The sequence below is a fragment of the Taibaiella soli genome (assembly GCF_003236175.1).
Classification (GTDB): domain Bacteria; phylum Bacteroidota; class Bacteroidia; order Chitinophagales; family Chitinophagaceae; genus QKTW01.
Map to the genome: position 1 here is coordinate 71611 of NZ_QKTW01000022.1, position 16447 is coordinate 88057.

16 protein-coding genes are annotated in these 16447 nt (G+C 38.4%); 12 read left to right on the forward strand and 4 right to left on the reverse strand.

The window, feature by feature from the left end:
- Positions 1 to 17: 17 nt before the first annotated feature.
- The 4 genes from DN068_RS16165 to DN068_RS16180 form a co-directional block, all read right to left on the reverse strand.
- A complete protein-coding gene (locus tag DN068_RS16165; protein WP_110999980.1) occupies positions 18 to 464 on the reverse strand; it encodes a response regulator in 447 nt (148 codons plus the stop codon).
- A 208-nt stretch (positions 465 to 672) separates the two neighbouring features.
- The gene (locus DN068_RS16170; RefSeq protein ID WP_123985383.1) at positions 673 to 2982 is read right to left on the reverse strand and encodes a primase-helicase family protein; all 2310 of its coding nucleotides are present in this window, start codon (positions 2980 to 2982) and stop codon (positions 673 to 675) included.
- A gap of 55 nt (positions 2983 to 3037) precedes the next feature.
- Positions 3038 to 3310 carry a hypothetical protein gene (locus DN068_RS16175; RefSeq protein WP_110999982.1) on the reverse strand — a complete coding sequence of 91 codons (273 nt, stop codon included), beginning with the start codon at positions 3308 to 3310 and terminating at the stop codon, positions 3038 to 3040.
- Positions 3307 to 3558, reverse strand: a complete 252-nt coding sequence (locus DN068_RS16180) for a hypothetical protein (RefSeq protein ID WP_123985384.1) — start codon at positions 3556 to 3558, stop codon at positions 3307 to 3309. The genes DN068_RS16175 and DN068_RS16180 overlap by 4 nt, the downstream gene beginning before the upstream one ends.
- A gap of 132 nt (positions 3559 to 3690) precedes the next feature.
- On the opposite strand from DN068_RS16180, the gene DN068_RS16185 reads away from it, so the two are divergent.
- The 12 genes from DN068_RS16185 (at position 3691) to arsB (ending at position 16418) form a co-directional block, all read left to right on the forward strand.
- Positions 3691 to 4119, forward strand: coding sequence for a helix-turn-helix domain-containing protein (locus DN068_RS16185; protein WP_110999984.1), 429 nt, complete (start codon positions 3691 to 3693; stop codon positions 4117 to 4119).
- 178 nt (positions 4120 to 4297) lie between these two features.
- Positions 4298 to 4615 carry a DUF6660 family protein gene (locus DN068_RS22530; protein WP_394342336.1) on the forward strand — a complete coding sequence of 106 codons (318 nt, stop codon included), beginning with the start codon at positions 4298 to 4300 and terminating at the stop codon, positions 4613 to 4615.
- 80 nt (positions 4616 to 4695) lie between these two features.
- Positions 4696 to 4842 carry a hypothetical protein gene (locus DN068_RS22310; protein ID WP_207798985.1) on the forward strand — a complete coding sequence of 49 codons (147 nt, stop codon included), beginning with the start codon at positions 4696 to 4698 and terminating at the stop codon, positions 4840 to 4842.
- A gap of 9 nt (positions 4843 to 4851) precedes the next feature.
- A complete protein-coding gene (locus DN068_RS16190) occupies positions 4852 to 9249 on the forward strand; it encodes a CusA/CzcA family heavy metal efflux RND transporter (RefSeq protein WP_110999985.1) in 4398 nt (1465 codons plus the stop codon).
- 1 nt (position 9250) lies between these two features.
- Positions 9251 to 10510, forward strand: coding sequence for an efflux RND transporter periplasmic adaptor subunit (locus DN068_RS16195; protein ID WP_110999986.1), 1260 nt, complete (start codon positions 9251 to 9253; stop codon positions 10508 to 10510).
- A gap of 33 nt (positions 10511 to 10543) precedes the next feature.
- The gene (locus tag DN068_RS16200) at positions 10544 to 10999 is read left to right on the forward strand and encodes a hypothetical protein (protein WP_110999987.1); all 456 of its coding nucleotides are present in this window, start codon (positions 10544 to 10546) and stop codon (positions 10997 to 10999) included.
- A 372-nt stretch (positions 11000 to 11371) separates the two neighbouring features.
- On the forward strand, positions 11372 to 13090 hold the full coding sequence (locus tag DN068_RS16205; protein ID WP_449652560.1) for a heavy metal translocating P-type ATPase: 1719 nt from the start codon (positions 11372 to 11374) through the stop codon (positions 13088 to 13090).
- Between the two features lie 451 nt (positions 13091 to 13541).
- Positions 13542 to 13868: an ArsR/SmtB family transcription factor gene (locus DN068_RS16210; RefSeq protein ID WP_110999989.1), complete on the forward strand. Its 327-nt coding sequence runs from the start codon at positions 13542 to 13544 to the stop codon at positions 13866 to 13868.
- A gap of 72 nt (positions 13869 to 13940) precedes the next feature.
- Positions 13941 to 14414 carry a DUF6428 family protein gene (locus DN068_RS16215; protein ID WP_110999990.1) on the forward strand — a complete coding sequence of 158 codons (474 nt, stop codon included), beginning with the start codon at positions 13941 to 13943 and terminating at the stop codon, positions 14412 to 14414.
- 12 nt (positions 14415 to 14426) lie between these two features.
- Positions 14427 to 14912 (forward strand): GNAT family N-acetyltransferase, encoded by a 486-nt coding sequence (locus DN068_RS16220; protein WP_111000281.1) that lies wholly within the window; start codon positions 14427 to 14429, stop codon positions 14910 to 14912.
- A 3-nt stretch (positions 14913 to 14915) separates the two neighbouring features.
- Positions 14916 to 15332: an arsenate reductase ArsC gene (locus tag DN068_RS16225; protein ID WP_110999991.1), complete on the forward strand. Its 417-nt coding sequence runs from the start codon at positions 14916 to 14918 to the stop codon at positions 15330 to 15332.
- 9 nt (positions 15333 to 15341) lie between these two features.
- Positions 15342 to 16418 carry an ACR3 family arsenite efflux transporter gene (arsB, locus tag DN068_RS16230; RefSeq protein ID WP_110999992.1) on the forward strand — a complete coding sequence of 359 codons (1077 nt, stop codon included), beginning with the start codon at positions 15342 to 15344 and terminating at the stop codon, positions 16416 to 16418.
- The last annotated feature ends 29 nt before the right edge of the window (positions 16419 to 16447 follow it).

Sequence of the window (16447 nt, forward strand, 5' to 3'; positions counted from 1 at the left end):
TTTATCCATTAATTCTCTCATTGAAGGCGTATATATTCTAACAAGCTGGATGCCATCCACTCTGAAACAAAATGCCCCCGGTTTACAAGTGATATAATGGCTTCCTTCCATTCCAAAGGATCACCACTTTTAATCAAATAGGAAGTAGCCCCATTTTTGACCATTTTTACTAAAGATTCCGTTTCAAGATTAGCTGTAAGTGCGGCAATTTTTATCTCAGGAAATTGCCGTCTTATTAGGCCAGCTACCTGATAGCCTTTCATTTTAGGCATGTTATAATCCAGAAGGCAAACATTTGGTAGTTTTTCCGCGCTGTTTAGCTGTTCTATTAATGTTTTGCCGTCCGGGGCTGATATAATTACTTTGAAACCTAATTGTTGTAGAACGGATCGTATCATTTCCCGCATTTGCTGATGGTCATCTACAATAGCTACGCTGATTTCTTCATTTTGCTCAATCGTCATTTATTTATGGTGTTAGGAATTTACAAATTGAATTTGTGATAATGTTTAATCGTTATGGTTGGTTCACAACATTTCAATGCAATTTTCCTGCCATAGCGAAGGAAAAGTTTACATTCAAGCCTGCAAAGTTTTACAGGTGGTTTTTTTGATGGTTATAGTGGTGTTTATTTTTATCATTATCAGAAAGCTGCTTAGACTATTAATAATCTTAATCGTTTATTTCTTCTGGGCTTTCGATAATAAATGTTCCTTTGGTAAACGTGTAATACCTTCCTTTGAAGCGGATGTACTCTTTATCAATTATTATCTCGCCGCTACTATGCCGTTTTTCCATTACTCGCGGAAAGTGTTTAGAAGAGGGACTTTCAGAAGGTTTATAACCCATGCGTCTTAGCATTTCGCTTACATAGCTTTTATTATGGTGCTGTTTTACAAGTGAAGCAACTTCCATCAGCGGCATTGTAATAATTTCATCGCCGCTCACTTCAAACAGTTCGGATATTGCAATTTCCAGTTGCTTTTCCAATGTCATTTTGCTGGAAGCAACTACTTTCTTTAAGGCATCAGTAACTAATAGCCTCGTTTCAAACCAATGGCGTTCTTTTTCCAATGATTTCATTTTTCGGCCACTCAGGTAACAAACAAATCCGGGAATTTCACCGACCATTTTTTTAAGCAGGTTCACATCCCTGTGTTCATCCGAAAGGGGAGGGACTTTAATGACCCAAAACCTGATCTCTTCTTTGTCTATCCTGATAAAGTCATCTACTTTATTAGAGTTGAGAATGAACTTGGAAAAGAAACTAATACTCTTCTGATCCTTTCCCTTACTGTTCCAAATGGCAGTTTTGGCGGTAGATAATGCTTTAAGCCTTTCTAAAACAATGTCCTTATCCACCTTTGTTTCGTCCACCATTACAATTAGCTTGCTCAACCAGTGCGCATTAAAATCATTTTTGAGATCTGCATTACCTACGATGGCCATGTTCTCTTTGTAAAATTCTTTAAGCCAGTCACCAAAAGTGGTTTTCCCTGTTTGTCTTTCCACACTTACAAGGCATAGGATCGGGAGAATTTGTTGCGGTTTCTGATACAATAATTGCAGGTAATCCAACCCCAACTCCCATCGCTCTATCCCGCTTGCGGGATCACTTTCATTCAACAGCACTATTTCATTTCCGAAAATGTGCTTAATGAAATTCAGCGTATGATAGCAATCTATTTCATCATTCGGCTCCCATTCAAAGGGGTGATATAGGTTATAGCAGTTATGGATTACCTGCCGGTAGTCTGTGTGGCTTGGTACATTGCAGAAGGAAGTGTATTTGGGGATATGCTTAAAAATATTCTTGTCATTATCCTCTTGTATAGTTTTCTTTTCCCGGCGTTCAAACGTCCTGAAAATATTATTCCATTGGTCAGGTATTTCAACGTATTGATAATAGGTATCCCCAACCCGGAAATAATTTAAGGCACCTTTAGGAATGATAATACTGCACCTGGATGATTCCGTATCATATTTATAGGTACTGCCAAAGAATTTAAAAGGTACATTCTTGAGTTCCGGCCTGGTTTCACTGTGGTGCCGATAAAATTCATCAACGTCATGGAGCATGAAGTATTTGTAAACCGCAGCGGTTGTTCGTGTGATTTCAATCCTGCTCAGGTAAGTACCGGAGTAAAATCCGGCTTTCTGCATTCTGAAATCATTAAACTCATCAGCAATTTTTGCCAGCTCTTTTTCCTTCGCTGTACATAAAAGGTCATCAAGCCCTTTAGGATTACCCTCCAGCTCGTCTGAATTTATGTGGGCGAAGTACAGCCTGATTCCTTCTTTACTTAGCAAATCATGAAAGGCTTCTACACTCTTAAAAAAAGTGTGTGGCCTGGTAGCCAGGTCAATGGTTTCTTTTATCTCTTTGCCGGTAACATTCCTGCAGTCCCCATCATGTAGCCAGACTACCTTTTGAACATTACATTGCTTTATTAGTTTCAAAATGTCTTCGTGCATTAATCCGTCCCCGTCTTTCAGGCAGGTTATAGAAGGTACACCGACACAATAAATACCGTGCATCATGGCCTTGAAAGCCTTGAAGTGGCCTTCGGTCAGGTATAATATTTCGATGTCTTCAGCAGCGGCGTACTTCGTCAATAACAAAGGCGGAAAGAACGGCACTGTTCTTTGTCCGCGTGGTATATCGTACTTCTGAATGCTGTTATCGTTCTTTTGCTTCGGATAAAGCAGCCGGGTCTGCCTGTATTCCCTGGTCTTTTGCTTTCCCTCGATACTCCTGAACCAATGCACTTCACCCAGGATAGAATACAGCAGTATGCCTATACCTTTTTCATTGGGTTCAAAAATCCTGTACCGTTTGGTAACATTACGTAGTTTATGATATTGAGTATTTCTAAAACTGTCTGTATAGAGGTCAATTTCAAGCATATCATCAGTAATACCCAATGCGTCCATCCGTTCCTTAAAGTAACGTTCGGTACTTATAAATATGCTATCATTCATATTGTGTTCACTGTTACGAATAGTTTTTAGGGTTCCAGCATTCTATCTTGACAGGTTATATGCTTGTCTGTCCATCAACGATGTTGTAATTAATGTTTAGTGTTTGCAGAATATCCTCTATTCCCGGAGCCAGTTTTTCCTCCAGGTGGTTGACCAGGGCGTTAAGGCTGCTTAATTCTAATCCAAAGGATATTAATTTCAGCCTGCATTTGAAGCACCCGCATTCCAGGTACCTTAATTCCAGATCGGTGTATATTTCTTTATATTTGTTTTGCAGGTTGCAAAATTCCAGGTAGGCTATCATATCAGTTCTATTTATGGGTTTCATAGGGTGATGATTGTTATGTTTTCCAGTTCGGTAATGGATTTTCCAAATACTTTGCAAAATGCGTCTTTGGTTTCAGGCCGGACATAACTGGTACATGCTGCTTTCATGTAGATAATGCGCCTGATGGTGTCTTTGCTCTGGCCGGACTGCTTTATTACCTTATCTAATAAGAGAGTTCTTTTATCAATAGGTAGTTGTACCAACCACATCCTGATGTTAAAGCGGTATTTACTAATTGTAGCTTCCATTTTTTGATTGCTTTTTATTCCTTTTTATTGACTTTTTGTGTAAAATTTGATACATTTGTGTAATCATTGATAATCAAAGGTAATCAAAAAGGAATAATTAGCAATCGTTAGTAATCAAAAAGGCATCAAGTTATGGAAGCATTCGACCTAAAAAATTTCAGGGAAAAACATACTAAACTGTCCCAACGGGAGTTCGCAGCAAAACTTGGCGTTTCCCAGGGAACGGTTGGGAAAATTGAAGCCCCTAATTCAACCGTGAAAGTGAGTAATAAGCTGCTTGATAAAATTGCTGCGAAGTTTAACTATGATACAGAGCCTTACAAAAGTTACAACCTGGATAAAGGATCAGTCCACGATGAACATACAATTGAGATCGGGGAATTTGAATACAAGTATTACAAACTGCTTGAAGAAAAAGAAGCGTTGTATAATAAGCTGCTTGAGCTTAGTGGTGAAAACAAAGACCTGTTGAAGAAGATTGTAGTCTGTGCAGAAGAAAAGAATGAATTGCTTATTGAACGAGAGCAATTAAATAAGAAAATAGAAACGATGAGTAAATAAATATCCCCAATTGAAAGGTTTTGTGTCAAATCTTATCTGATTTTGCTACAAGTAGCAACAAATGGCAACCAGTATTTTGTCCATTGTAGCATCCTTTTGTATTGATAATCAGTTTTTTATTGTTTGCTACAATTGCTACAAGCTAAAGAGCAGGAAAAATTTGCTTATATTTGTTGCAATGAAATTTTTTACCCTCATAATGAGTATTTACCTTTTGGTGCTTTCATGCATTCCGTGCAATGAAGGTCAAGAAGGTAATGTAATCACAGAACAAAAGATTTCAGCAACTAATCAGAAACGTCACCACCAAACTGGTAACGAAGTCTGTACACCTTTTTGCACTTGCTCCCATTGTCCGGCATCGGCTTTTTATCAGCCATTATCTCATTTTAATGTACCAATAACAGTATTTCAATCCTTGAAATACCCTGTTTACAATGCTTCTTTTTGTTTAGAGGTATCTCTTTCTATTTGGCAACCGCCTAAGATAGTTTAATTATTTACTTTTTTGAATATGCTGCATAGCCTTTGAATAGGCATGTATTGCATTGTTAATTCAATTTTTCCAACTCCATTATGGCAGGAAAGAAAATATTCCCAAAGGCTAAAGAGCCTTTGGGAATAAGAATAATTAAGTTCATTGTTATAGCCTTGTGTTGTGCCATTCTTTTAGCAGCAATTGCAGCAAGAATAGTTCATTACTACAGGCAGATCATCAAATAGACAAAGCCAATGTTTCAAAAAATAATTCAGTTCTCCATAAAGAACAAGCTCGTAGTGGGTGCATTCACATTGGCACTCATTATTTGGGGTGTAATATCCGCTATGCGGTTGCCCATTGATGCTGTACCCGACATTACCAACAACCAGGTACAGATAATTACACAAGCCCCTACATTGGGTGCCCAGGAAGTAGAGCAGTTTATAACTACTCCGATTGAATTAACAATGGCAAATATTCCTAATGTTATTGAGAAGCGGAGTATGAGCCGTAGCGGCATATCTGTAATCACCATTGTTTTTAAAGACGATGCTGATGTTTATTGGGCAAGGCAGCAAATAAGTGAACGCCTCAAAGAAGCGGAAGCACAAATTCCACGGGGATTAGGAGAACCCACATTAGGACCTATAACAACAGGTTTGGGTGAAATATACCAATATATCATTCATCCGAAAAAAGGGTATGAAAATAAATATACTGCAACCGATTTAAGAACCATGCAGGATTGGATTGTACGAAGGCAATTAGCAGGTACAGAGGGTTTGGCAGAAGTAAGCGGTTGGGGTGGTTATGTAAAGCAATATGAAATTGCTTTGGATAATGATAAGCTCAATGCAATGAATATCACCATACCTGAAATTTACAAAGCGTTAGAGAGCAACAACGAAAACACAGGGGGCAGTTACATAGAGCAACGAAGCAATGCGTATTTCATTCGTGGTTTAGGATTGGTAAAGTCATTGAGTGATATTGAAAAAATAGTTGTGAAAAACGTAAAAGGCATTCCTGTACTAGTCCGGGATGTGGCAACTGTTCAGTTTGGCAGCGCTACAAGATATGGTGCTGTTACAAGAAATGGTGAAGGCGAAGTTGTGGCAGGAATTACATTGATGCTGAAAGGTGAAAATTTTGCGCAGATAATTGCCAATGTAAAACAACGCATGGCACAAATACAAAAATCATTACCTGAAGGTGTAGTTATAGAGCCATTTATTGACCGGACAGAATTAGTAAACAGGGCAATGGGTACCGTAGAAAAGAATTTGATTGAAGGCGGCTTGATTGTAATATTCATATTGGTATTACTGTTAGGAAATTGGAGGGCAGGACTTATTGTAGCATCTGTAATTCCTTTAGCAATGCTCTTTGCCATTATACTGATGAATTTGTTTGGTGTAAGCGGTAACCTCATGAGTTTGGGAGCAATTGATTTTGGGCTAATTGTAGATGGTGCAGTAATTATTGTTGAAGCAATTGTTCATAGGATTTACATGAGCAACGATCACCGTGTCGGTTTGCAAAAACTTTCACAATCACAAATGGATGATGAGGTATTTGAAGCTGCCTCAAAAATAAGAAGCAGTGCTGCATTTGGTGAAATTATCATATTAATTGTTTACCTGCCGCTTTTTGCATTAGTGGGAATTGAAGGAAAAATGTTTAAGCCAATGGCTCAAACAGTTGCTTTTGCAATTTTAGGAGCATTCATACTTTCATTAACGTATGTACCGATGATGAGTGCTTTATTTCTTAGTAAAAAAACGGCACATAAAAAGAATATCTCTGATAGGATAATTGCTTTTTGCCAAAAACTTTATACGCCCTTGCTTAATTGGGTGCTACGTTGGAAGAAAACAATTGTACTTGCAATGGTAGTATTATTTGCAGGCAGCTTAATCCTGTTCAATAGTTTAGGCGGTGAGTTTATACCAACATTAGAAGAAGGCGACCTTACGGTTGAAATAAGCATGGCACAAGGCACATCATTAACCCAGGTGGTAGAAACATTCAGTAAAGCAGAAAAAATATTAAAAGATAAGTTCCCCGAAATAAAACAAGCTGTAACAAGAATTGGCAGTTCTGAAATCCCAACAGACCCAATGCCTATAGAACGAGCCGATATGATGCTTGCCATGAAGCCAAAAGAAGACTGGGTATCGGCACATACCAGAGAAGAAATGATGGAAAAAATGGAAAAAGCATTAAGCATTTTACCGGGTGTGAATTTTGAAATTACCCAACCTATGCAGATGCGGTTTAACGAATTAATTACAGGCATCAAACAGGATGTGGCAATAAAACTTTATGGTACAGATTTGGACATACTCAGTGCACAGGCAAATAAAATAGCAGGGCTTATCAAAGATGTAAAAGGTGTAAGCGAGCCTTTTGTAGAAAAAGTAAGCGGCTTACCACAAATACAGGTAGCATACAACCGTGATAAAATTGCTCAATACGGATTAACAATAAGTGACGTAAACATGGTATTAAAAACTGCCTTTGCAGGCAATGTAGCAGGTGTTGTGTTTGAAGGCGATAAACGTTTTGATATGGTGGTACGGTTGCAAAAAGATTTACGACAGGATTTCAGCAATATTGAAAACCTATACATACCGCTGCCATCAGGAAATAAGATACCAATTAGCCAGGTAGCTGATATATCATTTAAAACTGCACCGGCACAAATAAGCCATGAAGATGGGCAACGTAGAACCTTTGTCGGTTTTAATGTTCGAGGAAGGGACGTAGAAAGTACGGTGGACGAAATACAGCAGATATTAGATGCCAATCTAAAACTACCGGCAGGTTATTATTATACTTATGGTGGTCAGTTTCAAAACCTGAAAGAAGCAAAAGCAAGATTGGGTATTGCAGTACCGGTAGCCTTGTTACTCATTTTAGTATTGCTGTATTTTACTTTCAATAGTGTCAAGCAATCACTGCTCATTTTTAGTGCAGTACCATTATCCGCCATTGGTGGTATCATCGCTTTGTGGTTGAGGGGTATGCCATTCAGTATTTCGGCAGGTGTAGGTTTCATTGCACTGTTTGGTGTAGCCGTTTTAAATGGCATTGTATTGATTGGTTATTTTAATCAGTTAAAAGACGAAGGCATTACTGATATATACGAAAGGGTAAGAAAAGGAACTGCAGTAAGATTAAGGCCAGTTATAATGACTGCAGCAGTTGCATCATTGGGCTTTTTACCAATGGCACTTTCCACGGGTGCGGGTGGCGAAGTGCAAAAGCCCTTAGCCACTGTGGTAATTGGCGGCTTAATTACAGCTACATTCCTAACCTTACTGGTACTTCCAGCACTTTATATTTTATTCAATACAAAAATAAATTTCAGTAGAAATAAAATGAAGAAAACAAAACTTCCCGGCAATGCCGCAATTGTATTGTTGCTGTTTACATTCATCAGTTTGTTTGCAGAAAAGTCGTATGCACAAGGCAATCAGAAAACATTACAGGAATGTATTGACATAGCTTTAAAAAACAACCTGCAAATGAAAGTTGCCGACCTGAATATTCAGCAATCACAAGCACTGCAAAAAACAGGTTTTAATCCTGATAAAACAAACCTGCAATTTACACAAGACCCTACCAGTGGTGGTAACATTGATAACAGCATTGGCATCATTCAAAATTTTTCATTTCCTACTGTATATACCAATCAAAATAAATTACTGAAACAGGAAACATTATTGGCAGAAAAATCAAAACTGTTATCACAAAATGATATTGTAAAAGAAGTAACTGAAGCATACTACAGTCTTGTCTACGGCTTACAAAAAGTAAAACTTTTTCAGCAGCAAGATAGCATATACAGCAATTTTCTAAAAAGGGCTACACTACGTTACAACACAGGGGAAACAAATCAATTAGAAAAGATGCAGGCTGAAAGCAAGTACAGGGAAAATCAATTGCAATTAAAACAGGCAAACACTACAGTTGGCAGTCACCAACTTGTTTTACAGAAATGGTTAAATACTACTGAACAGCTTATTCCTAAAGAAAATGAGTTGGAAAAGTTACCTGATGTTCTAATTGCTGATACAAGTGCAGTACAATCAAATCCTGTAATACAATATTACAATCAGAAATTGAATGTAAATGCAGCTCAGGTAAAATTGGAAAAAAGCAAGCTACTACCTGATTTGAATGTGGGCTATTTCCATCAAATGCTTATCAAAGGCTTTAACCCTGCATCAATCAACCGGGATTATTTCAATGGCACACGAATAGCAGGTTTCCAGATAGGCATAGGCGTGCCATTATTCTTTGGTTCACAAAAAGCCAAAATAAGAGCAGCGCAAATAAATAACACACTTGTTGAAACAGAGAAGCAGCAAACATTTCAATACCTGCAAAGCAATTATGCTATCCAATACAATGAATACCTAAAAGCAAAAGAAGGCTTACAGTATTACGAAGCCACAGGATTAAAACAAGCAGATGATATTTTCAGGATTTCAAATACAGCATATACGAAAGGCGAAATTGGTTATATGGAATATATTCAAAACCTGCAAACAGCCATCAATACAAGGTTGCAGTATGCAGATGCAGTAAACCAGTTCAATCAGTCCATCATATTATTAAACTATTTAAAAGGCAATAAATAAAATGAAGTCAATAAATATAAAATCAATCATAGCATTTGCATTTTTTGCAACGGCAATCGGTTTTACATCCTGCAAATCGGGTAATAAAACAGAAGCAAAAGAAACACCAAAGGTTGAAGAAAAACACTCAGAAGCCATAGAAGTTTCGGAGGAGCAAATGAAAGCCGTAGGCATTGAGTTAGGTTCAATAGAAATGAAAAACCTGAACAGTGTAGTAAAGTCCAGCGGTCAGTTAGAAGTTCCCCCACAAAACAAAGCGGATGTAAACTCTTTAGTATCGGGTATTATTAAAAAGATAATGGTGTTGGAGGGCAATTATGTTCGTCAGGGGCAAACAGTGGCAATATTAGAAAACACAGACATTGTGAAATTACAGCAGGATTACCTCATGCTGAAAAAGGAAATTGTTTATTCCGAGCAGGAGTATCAACGCCAAAAAGAACTCAACACCGAAAGTGCAGGCACGGGCAAAGTATTTCAACAAGCTGCATCAAAATATGAAACAGATAAAGCAAGAATGAAAGGTATAGAAAAACAATTGCGACAATTAAATATCAGTCCTGCATCGGTGGGGAATGGAAATTTTGTAAATCAAATTCCAATAACTGCACCCATTAGTGGTGTCATCGGGCATATACCAATTAAAACAGGTAGCTACATTGATATGCAAACCTCTTTAATGGATATTGTAGATAACGCACAGGTTCATTGCGATTTGCAGGTATTTGAAAAGGACTTGTTTAAAGTAAAAATTGGACAAGAAGTGGAGTTCATTCTTACCAATCAAAATAATAAACAAATTACCGGCACTATCTATGGTATTAATCAATCTTTTGAAAATGAAAATAAATCTGTCGTAGTACATGCCAAAATCAATAGCACAGGTGGCATCAGGTTATTGCCAGGTATGTATGTATCTGCATTGATTAATGTAGGCAATCAAACAGTGCAGGCGATTCCTGTTGATGCGGTGGTAAGTGCCGAAGGCAAGCAGTATATTTTTGTAGTAAGTGCTGAAGAAGAAAAGGAACTAACTGGCAAGGCTTCAGAAAAAGAAGAAAAGGAGAAAACAGAAAAAGTTATGGAGACGAAAGCTGAAAAGCATATCCGGTTTAAAAAAGTAGAAGTAACCACAGGTGTAACAGAATTGGGATATACAGAAATTACACCGTTGGAAGAAATACCAAAGGACGCAAAGATTGTAACCAAAGGTGCATTTTATGTTTTATCAAAAGCAGCAGGTGGCGAAGAAGAAGAATAGTAATATTATTATAAATATTTAAAAAATCGCAACATGCTAAACACATATCTTTTTTTAAATGTCAGAAATTCTGACTTAAATAATGAGTGGAACAAAAAGCTGGAGCTGGAGTTAAAAACGCTGCCGGGCATTGATGACTTGATGATTATTGAACATAATGAAAATAGTGATGCACAAATTAATATGACCTTCGATGCTCAAATAGTTTCACTTGACAATTTAGAACTATTACTTGCAAAAAACGGCACAACCATTACTGCTATAAATATTCATTTTCCATCAGCAATAAGTGGTGTAAGTGATGCTTACAGTGCTGCTGCCATTAATATTCCTACTGAAGATAAATTAGACGATATTCCGGGCGTTTTAGGTGTTGGGGTTTCAACAAGCGGTGTAATAAAAGTTGAGTTGGATGCTTCATTAAAAAATAAAAATGATACCGTTCAAAAAATTATCCAAAGCATTTTAAATCGCAGCCGCAGAAATTAAACAGGAACTGCCGTAAACAGGTGTAATTAAGTAAATAAAACACTAACTAAATTATATATCATGCTAAATACAGACCCCAATCATATTCATACCTACAATGCTCAAGGCAAGCAACTTTGCTGTTCGGAGGAAGAAAAAATCTATGCAAAAGCAGATGCAAAACAATTATTGCATAACGGGCAAAACAACGGAGGCAAGGAACAAAAGCCTTTAGTAAAAAGAGAGGATAATAAATGGAAACAGTACCAGCCTGCAATCATAAGTTTTACAATGTTGCTTATTGGCATTGCGTTAGATAACTATTTTAAACCCGATTTCTTTAAGGGTTATGTACGCCTTGCATGGTATGCTGTCGCATATCTGCCTGTGGGTTTGCCTGTAATTAAAGAAGGTTGGGAAGCCATTCTTAAAAAAGAGTTTTTTACCGAGTTTACATTAATGGTGTTAGCTACTGTCGGTGCTTTTGCTATTGGTGAATATCCCGAAGGTGTGGCGGTAATGTTATTCTATGCCATTGGTGAATTGTTTCAAAGTGCAGCAGTCAACAAAGCAAAAAACAATATCAAAGCATTGTTGGATGTTCGTCCATCTTCAGCCAGTGTTTTAAGAAATAACAAATACGAAGAAATAAAGCCCGAAGAAGTTGAAATAAACGAAACCATACAAATTAAAGCCGGGGAGAAAGTGCCGTTGGATGGTGAAATATTGAGTGATGGTAGTAGTTTTAATACAGCAGCACTCACAGGAGAAAGCAAGCCAAAGTCCATCTACAAAGGCGAACAGGTTTTAGCAGGTATGCTAAATCTTGATAAAGTAATAGAATTGAAAGTAACCAAAAAATTTGCTGATAGTTCCCTTGCACGGATTTTGGAAATGGTGCAAAACGCTACTGCACGAAAAGCAAAAACAGAATTACTGATAAGAAAATTTGCCAAAGTCTATACACCCATAGTTTTCTTTTTAGCAGTAGCATTGGTAGTAATTCCTTATTTTATTGTAAACAATTATGTATTTACTGAATGGCTGTACAGGGCTTTGATTTTCTTAGTTATCAGTTGCCCCTGTGCATTGGTTATCTCTATTCCATTGGGCTATTTTGGCGGTATAGGTGCTGCTTCAAAAAACGGCATTTTATTTAAAGGCTCTAACTATTTAGAGCTGATGACCAAAATAAACACAGTGGTAATGGACAAAACAGGAACACTTACAGCAGGTGTTTTTAAGGTGCAGGAAATTGTTACAAATGGCATAGATAAAACAGATTTCATCAAAACATTAGCGGCATTGGAAAGTAAATCCACCCATCCCATTGCAAAAGCTATTGCAGACTATGAAAAGAATGAAACCAACTCATACACAGCAACAGATATAGAAGAAATTTCAGGGCATGGCTTAAAAGGCAAAGTAAATGATAAGGAAGTATTGGCAGGTAATACCAAATTGCTGAAAAAATATGGTATTGCTTACGATGCAGCGATTGATGAAATTGTAGAAACAATTGTTGTTGTAGCCATTAACAACCAGTATGCAGGTTATGTACTGATAGCCGATGAAATAAAGGAAGATGCACAGGACGCCATTAAGCAAATGCACCTGAACGGCATTACACAAATTGTAATGCTCAGTGGCGATAAAAATTCAATTACTCAAAAAGTTGCAAAGCTCATTGGCATAGATACTGCCTACGGTGATTTATTGCCCGAAAATAAAGTGCAGAAGGTTGAAGAATTAAAACAGGACAAAACAAAAATCATTGCCTTTGTAGGTGATGGCATCAACGATGCACCCGTATTGGCATTAAGCCATGTAGGCATTGCTATGGGCGCAATGGGCAGCGATGCAGCAATAGAAACAGCCAATGTAGTCATACAAACCGACCAGCCCTCTAAAATTGCCACAGCCATGAAAATAGGCAAAGCCACCAGGAGGATTGTTATTCAGAATATTGTATTGGCATTTGCTGTAAAAGCAATTGTATTGGTATTAGGTGCAGGCGGTTTAGCTACCATGTGGGAAGCTGTTTTCGCAGATGTGGGCGTCGCATTGTTGGCTATTTTAAACGCAGCAAGAATACAACGAATGAAGTTTTAAACATTATTAATGAAAAAAGTTTTTGATATAAATCAATTAGCAAAAAAATAAGAAATGCTACACCAGTTTTATATGTTAGAGGTTAAGACTAAAAATGTGATTTCAGCATGAGGGGAAGGCCAATTGCGCCCTCCCCTTTACAATTCAGCACTGTTCTAATTACACTGAAATGAAATTATGTGATTTTACAAAGTCATTGATTTGCAATAGGTTATTCACAAAAAAGTTCGACAATTCCCCGCCCGGCTTCCACGAAACATGAAAGCCGCTCTGGGAGCGGCTTTCGTCATTTTATTGAATTTGTATATTTGATGCAAATTGGAGCCAAATACAGTCTGGTAAAGGGTTTCGCAGGTTCGACTTTCCGCTCGGGTACTAGCATTTTCACCAATTTAATAGTAAAAATAAATTTGTCTGGCTAGAATATCAATCGTAATATTGCAATTGTATTATGGGACTTACTAAAACAGAAATTTTCACAGAAGAGCAAAACCGGTTGGCGACAATGCTTAAAGCACTTGCCCATCCTGCACGCATTGCTATTTTGCAGCAGATCATTAAAGCAAATGCCTGTATCTGCGGTCAACTAGTAGATGAGCTGGGTCTAGCACAAGCGACGATTTCTCAACATCTAAAGGAATTAAAAAACGCTGGTATTATCCAAGGCACTATTGAAGGTGTGACTGTATGCTATTGCATTGAGCCTACCGCTTGGAAAATAATGAAGAACAATATGGCTGCTTTCTTTGCATCCTACAACCCAACAACCTGCTGCTAAAAAAATTTCCCAATATCAATCGTCAAATTGCAATAAGACAAACAATATTTAAACAAACTTAAAACAGATATTATGAAAATCTCAGAACTCAAGCGCAATCTTAATGAAGTATCATCCATCAATTTCAAAATGCCTAATGGTACCTACCTGCCCTCACATTTCCACGTAACTGAAGTTGGATTGGTTACAAAGCATTTCATTGACTGTGGTGGTACTGAACGCAAAGAGACAGTAGCCAACTTCCAATTATGGGAAGCTGGAGATTACGATCATAAACTTGCCCCTCAAAAGTTTCTACACATCATCAATTTGTCGCACAAAATTCTTGGTGATGAAGACCTGTCAATCGAAGTAGAGTATCAACAAAATACAATTGGCAAGTTTGGACTCGAATTCGATGGTAATGATTTTTTACTTACAGAAAAGCAAACGGCTTGCCTCGCCCAGGACGCCTGTGGTATTCCGGATAAAGCGAAGTTGCAAATGGTTGATCTGGCTGCACCAGCTCAATCTTCCTCCTGTACGCCCGGTGGCGGTTGCTGCTAAATGATAACGTCTATGCACTTCCGAAAAATGACACCCGATGATTGGGAAAAGGTAAAAGATATCTATCTGCAAGGTATAGCTACCGGGAATGCCACTTTTCAGAAGGAAGCACCTTCGTGGGAAGAATGGGATAAAGGGCATATGGGTTTTAGTAGGATCATATCAAACGATGAGCGAAATAACATCACAGGCTGGTGTGCGTTGTCCCCCGTTTCATCCAGATGTGTATATGCAGGTGTAGCAGAAGTAAGCGTGTACGTTGCTACTGCCTATGCCGGAATGCAAATAGGTACCCGATTGCTACGACAGCTTATCACGGAAAGTGAAGCCAATGGTATCTGGACTTTACAGGCAGGTATCTTTCCTGAAAACAAGGCGAGTATCCGTATTCATGAAAAAGAGGGCTTCCGACTCGTAGGCTACCGCGAGAAGATCGGCCAAATGGATGGTATCTGGCGGGACACCTTATTACTAGAACGAAGAAGTAACGATATATAGCACATGAAAAAAGTATTAGTACTCTGCACCGGCAATAGTTGTCGCAGCCAAATCGCAGAAGGATATATCAGGCACTTCGCGGGAGATAGAGCCGAAGTTTATAGCGCCGGTGTGGAAACGCATGGCGTAAACCCTAAAGCAATTGAAATAATGGCCGAAGATGGTATTGATATCTCTGGCCATTCCTCAAATAATATTACAGAGTACTATGGGATGGACTTCGACTTTGTAATTACGGTTTGTGACAATGCTAAAGAGCGTTGTCCATTCTTCCCAACCAAGGCGCAAAAGTTTCATGAAAATTTCCCTGACCCTGGAAAAGCAACGGGTACAGAAGAAGAAATAATGGATGCCTTCAGATCCGTTCGTCAATTAGTAAAGGAGTATGCTCAAAAATTTGTAACCGACCACTTAAATTAAAATTGAATAATGTCAGCTAATAACTGTGCGCCCGCACATGAACGGAAGAAACTAAGCTTCCTTGATCGCTACCTTACCCTGTGGATATTCCTCGCTATGGCGATTGGTGTAAGTATAGGATATTTCATACCCAGCTCATCTACTTTTATCAATTCCTTTTCCAGTGGGACTACTAATATCCCTTTAGCAATTGGATTGATTTTGATGATGTATCCACCACTTGCGAAAGTTCGTTATGAAAAGATGGGGGAAGTGTTTAAAAATACGAAAGTGCTTGGCACCTCGCTCGTTCTTAATTGGGTGATAGGTCCAATCTTAATGTTCGTATTGGCAATCACCTTCCTGAACGGCTATCCCGAATACATGATTGGTTTGATCCTGATCGGACTTGCCCGCTGCATTGCAATGGTGGTGGTTTGGAATGAGTTGGCGGAGGGTAACCGTGAATATGCCGCTGGCCTGATTGCACTCAATAGTATTTTCCAGGTATTGCTATACAGCGTATATGCTTATGTTTTCATCACAGTATTGCCCCCGCTATTTGGCATTAAAGGTTTAGAAGTGAACATTACAATCGCTGAAATAGCCAAGAGTGTAGGTATTTACTTAGGGCTTCCCTTTGCGGCAGGTTTTATTAGTCGCTACGCTTTGATACGCTTAAAAGGGGAAGAGTGGTTTCAGAATAAATTCATACCATTTGTATCACCGATTACGCTGATTGCACTACTATTTACCATCATTGTTATGTTCAGCTTAAAGGGTGAACTAATCGTGCAAATTCCGATGGACGTTGTACGTATCGCTATTCCGCTGGTTATCTATTTTGCCATCATGTTCCTGGTAAGTTTTTTTGCTGGCAAGAAAATGGGAGCAGATTATTCTCAAAGCGCTTCTATCGCATTCACCGCCGCCGGTAACAATTTTGAACTCGCAATAGCTGTAGCGATCGGTGTCTTTGGTATTAATAGCGGGCAAGCCTTTGTAGGGGTTATCGGGCCACTAGTAGAAGTGCCGGCACTGATTGCATTGGTAAATCTTGCATTCTGGCTTCGGAAAAAATATTACAAATCAACACCAGCCCTTTAGCTGTGTGGCATAAATTAACCCAATGGAGG

Excerpts from the sequence above, each read along its gene's own strand:
- DN068_RS16165 (WP_110999980.1), bottom strand. The coding sequence starts at position 464 with ATGACGATTGAGCAAAATGAAGAAATCAGCGTAGCTATTGTAGATGAC.
- DN068_RS16170 (WP_123985383.1), bottom strand. The coding sequence starts at position 2,982 with ATGAATGATAGCATATTTATAAGTACCGAACGTTACTTTAAGGAACGG.
- DN068_RS16175 (WP_110999982.1), bottom strand. The coding sequence starts at position 3,310 with ATGAAACCCATAAATAGAACTGATATGATAGCCTACCTGGAATTTTGC.
- DN068_RS16180 (WP_123985384.1), bottom strand. The coding sequence starts at position 3,558 with ATGGAAGCTACAATTAGTAAATACCGCTTTAACATCAGGATGTGGTTG.
- DN068_RS16185 (WP_110999984.1), top strand. The coding sequence starts at position 3,691 with ATGGAAGCATTCGACCTAAAAAATTTCAGGGAAAAACATACTAAACTG.
- DN068_RS22530 (WP_394342336.1), top strand. The coding sequence starts at position 4,298 with ATGAAATTTTTTACCCTCATAATGAGTATTTACCTTTTGGTGCTTTCA.
- DN068_RS22310 (WP_207798985.1), top strand. The coding sequence starts at position 4,696 with ATGGCAGGAAAGAAAATATTCCCAAAGGCTAAAGAGCCTTTGGGAATA.
- DN068_RS16190 (WP_110999985.1), top strand. The coding sequence starts at position 4,852 with ATGTTTCAAAAAATAATTCAGTTCTCCATAAAGAACAAGCTCGTAGTG.
- DN068_RS16195 (WP_110999986.1), top strand. The coding sequence starts at position 9,251 with ATGAAGTCAATAAATATAAAATCAATCATAGCATTTGCATTTTTTGCA.
- DN068_RS16200 (WP_110999987.1), top strand. The coding sequence starts at position 10,544 with ATGCTAAACACATATCTTTTTTTAAATGTCAGAAATTCTGACTTAAAT.
- DN068_RS16210 (WP_110999989.1), top strand. The coding sequence starts at position 13,542 with ATGGGACTTACTAAAACAGAAATTTTCACAGAAGAGCAAAACCGGTTG.
- DN068_RS16215 (WP_110999990.1), top strand. The coding sequence starts at position 13,941 with ATGAAAATCTCAGAACTCAAGCGCAATCTTAATGAAGTATCATCCATC.
- DN068_RS16220 (WP_111000281.1), top strand. The coding sequence starts at position 14,427 with ATGCACTTCCGAAAAATGACACCCGATGATTGGGAAAAGGTAAAAGAT.
- DN068_RS16225 (WP_110999991.1), top strand. The coding sequence starts at position 14,916 with ATGAAAAAAGTATTAGTACTCTGCACCGGCAATAGTTGTCGCAGCCAA.
- arsB (WP_110999992.1), top strand. The coding sequence starts at position 15,342 with ATGTCAGCTAATAACTGTGCGCCCGCACATGAACGGAAGAAACTAAGC.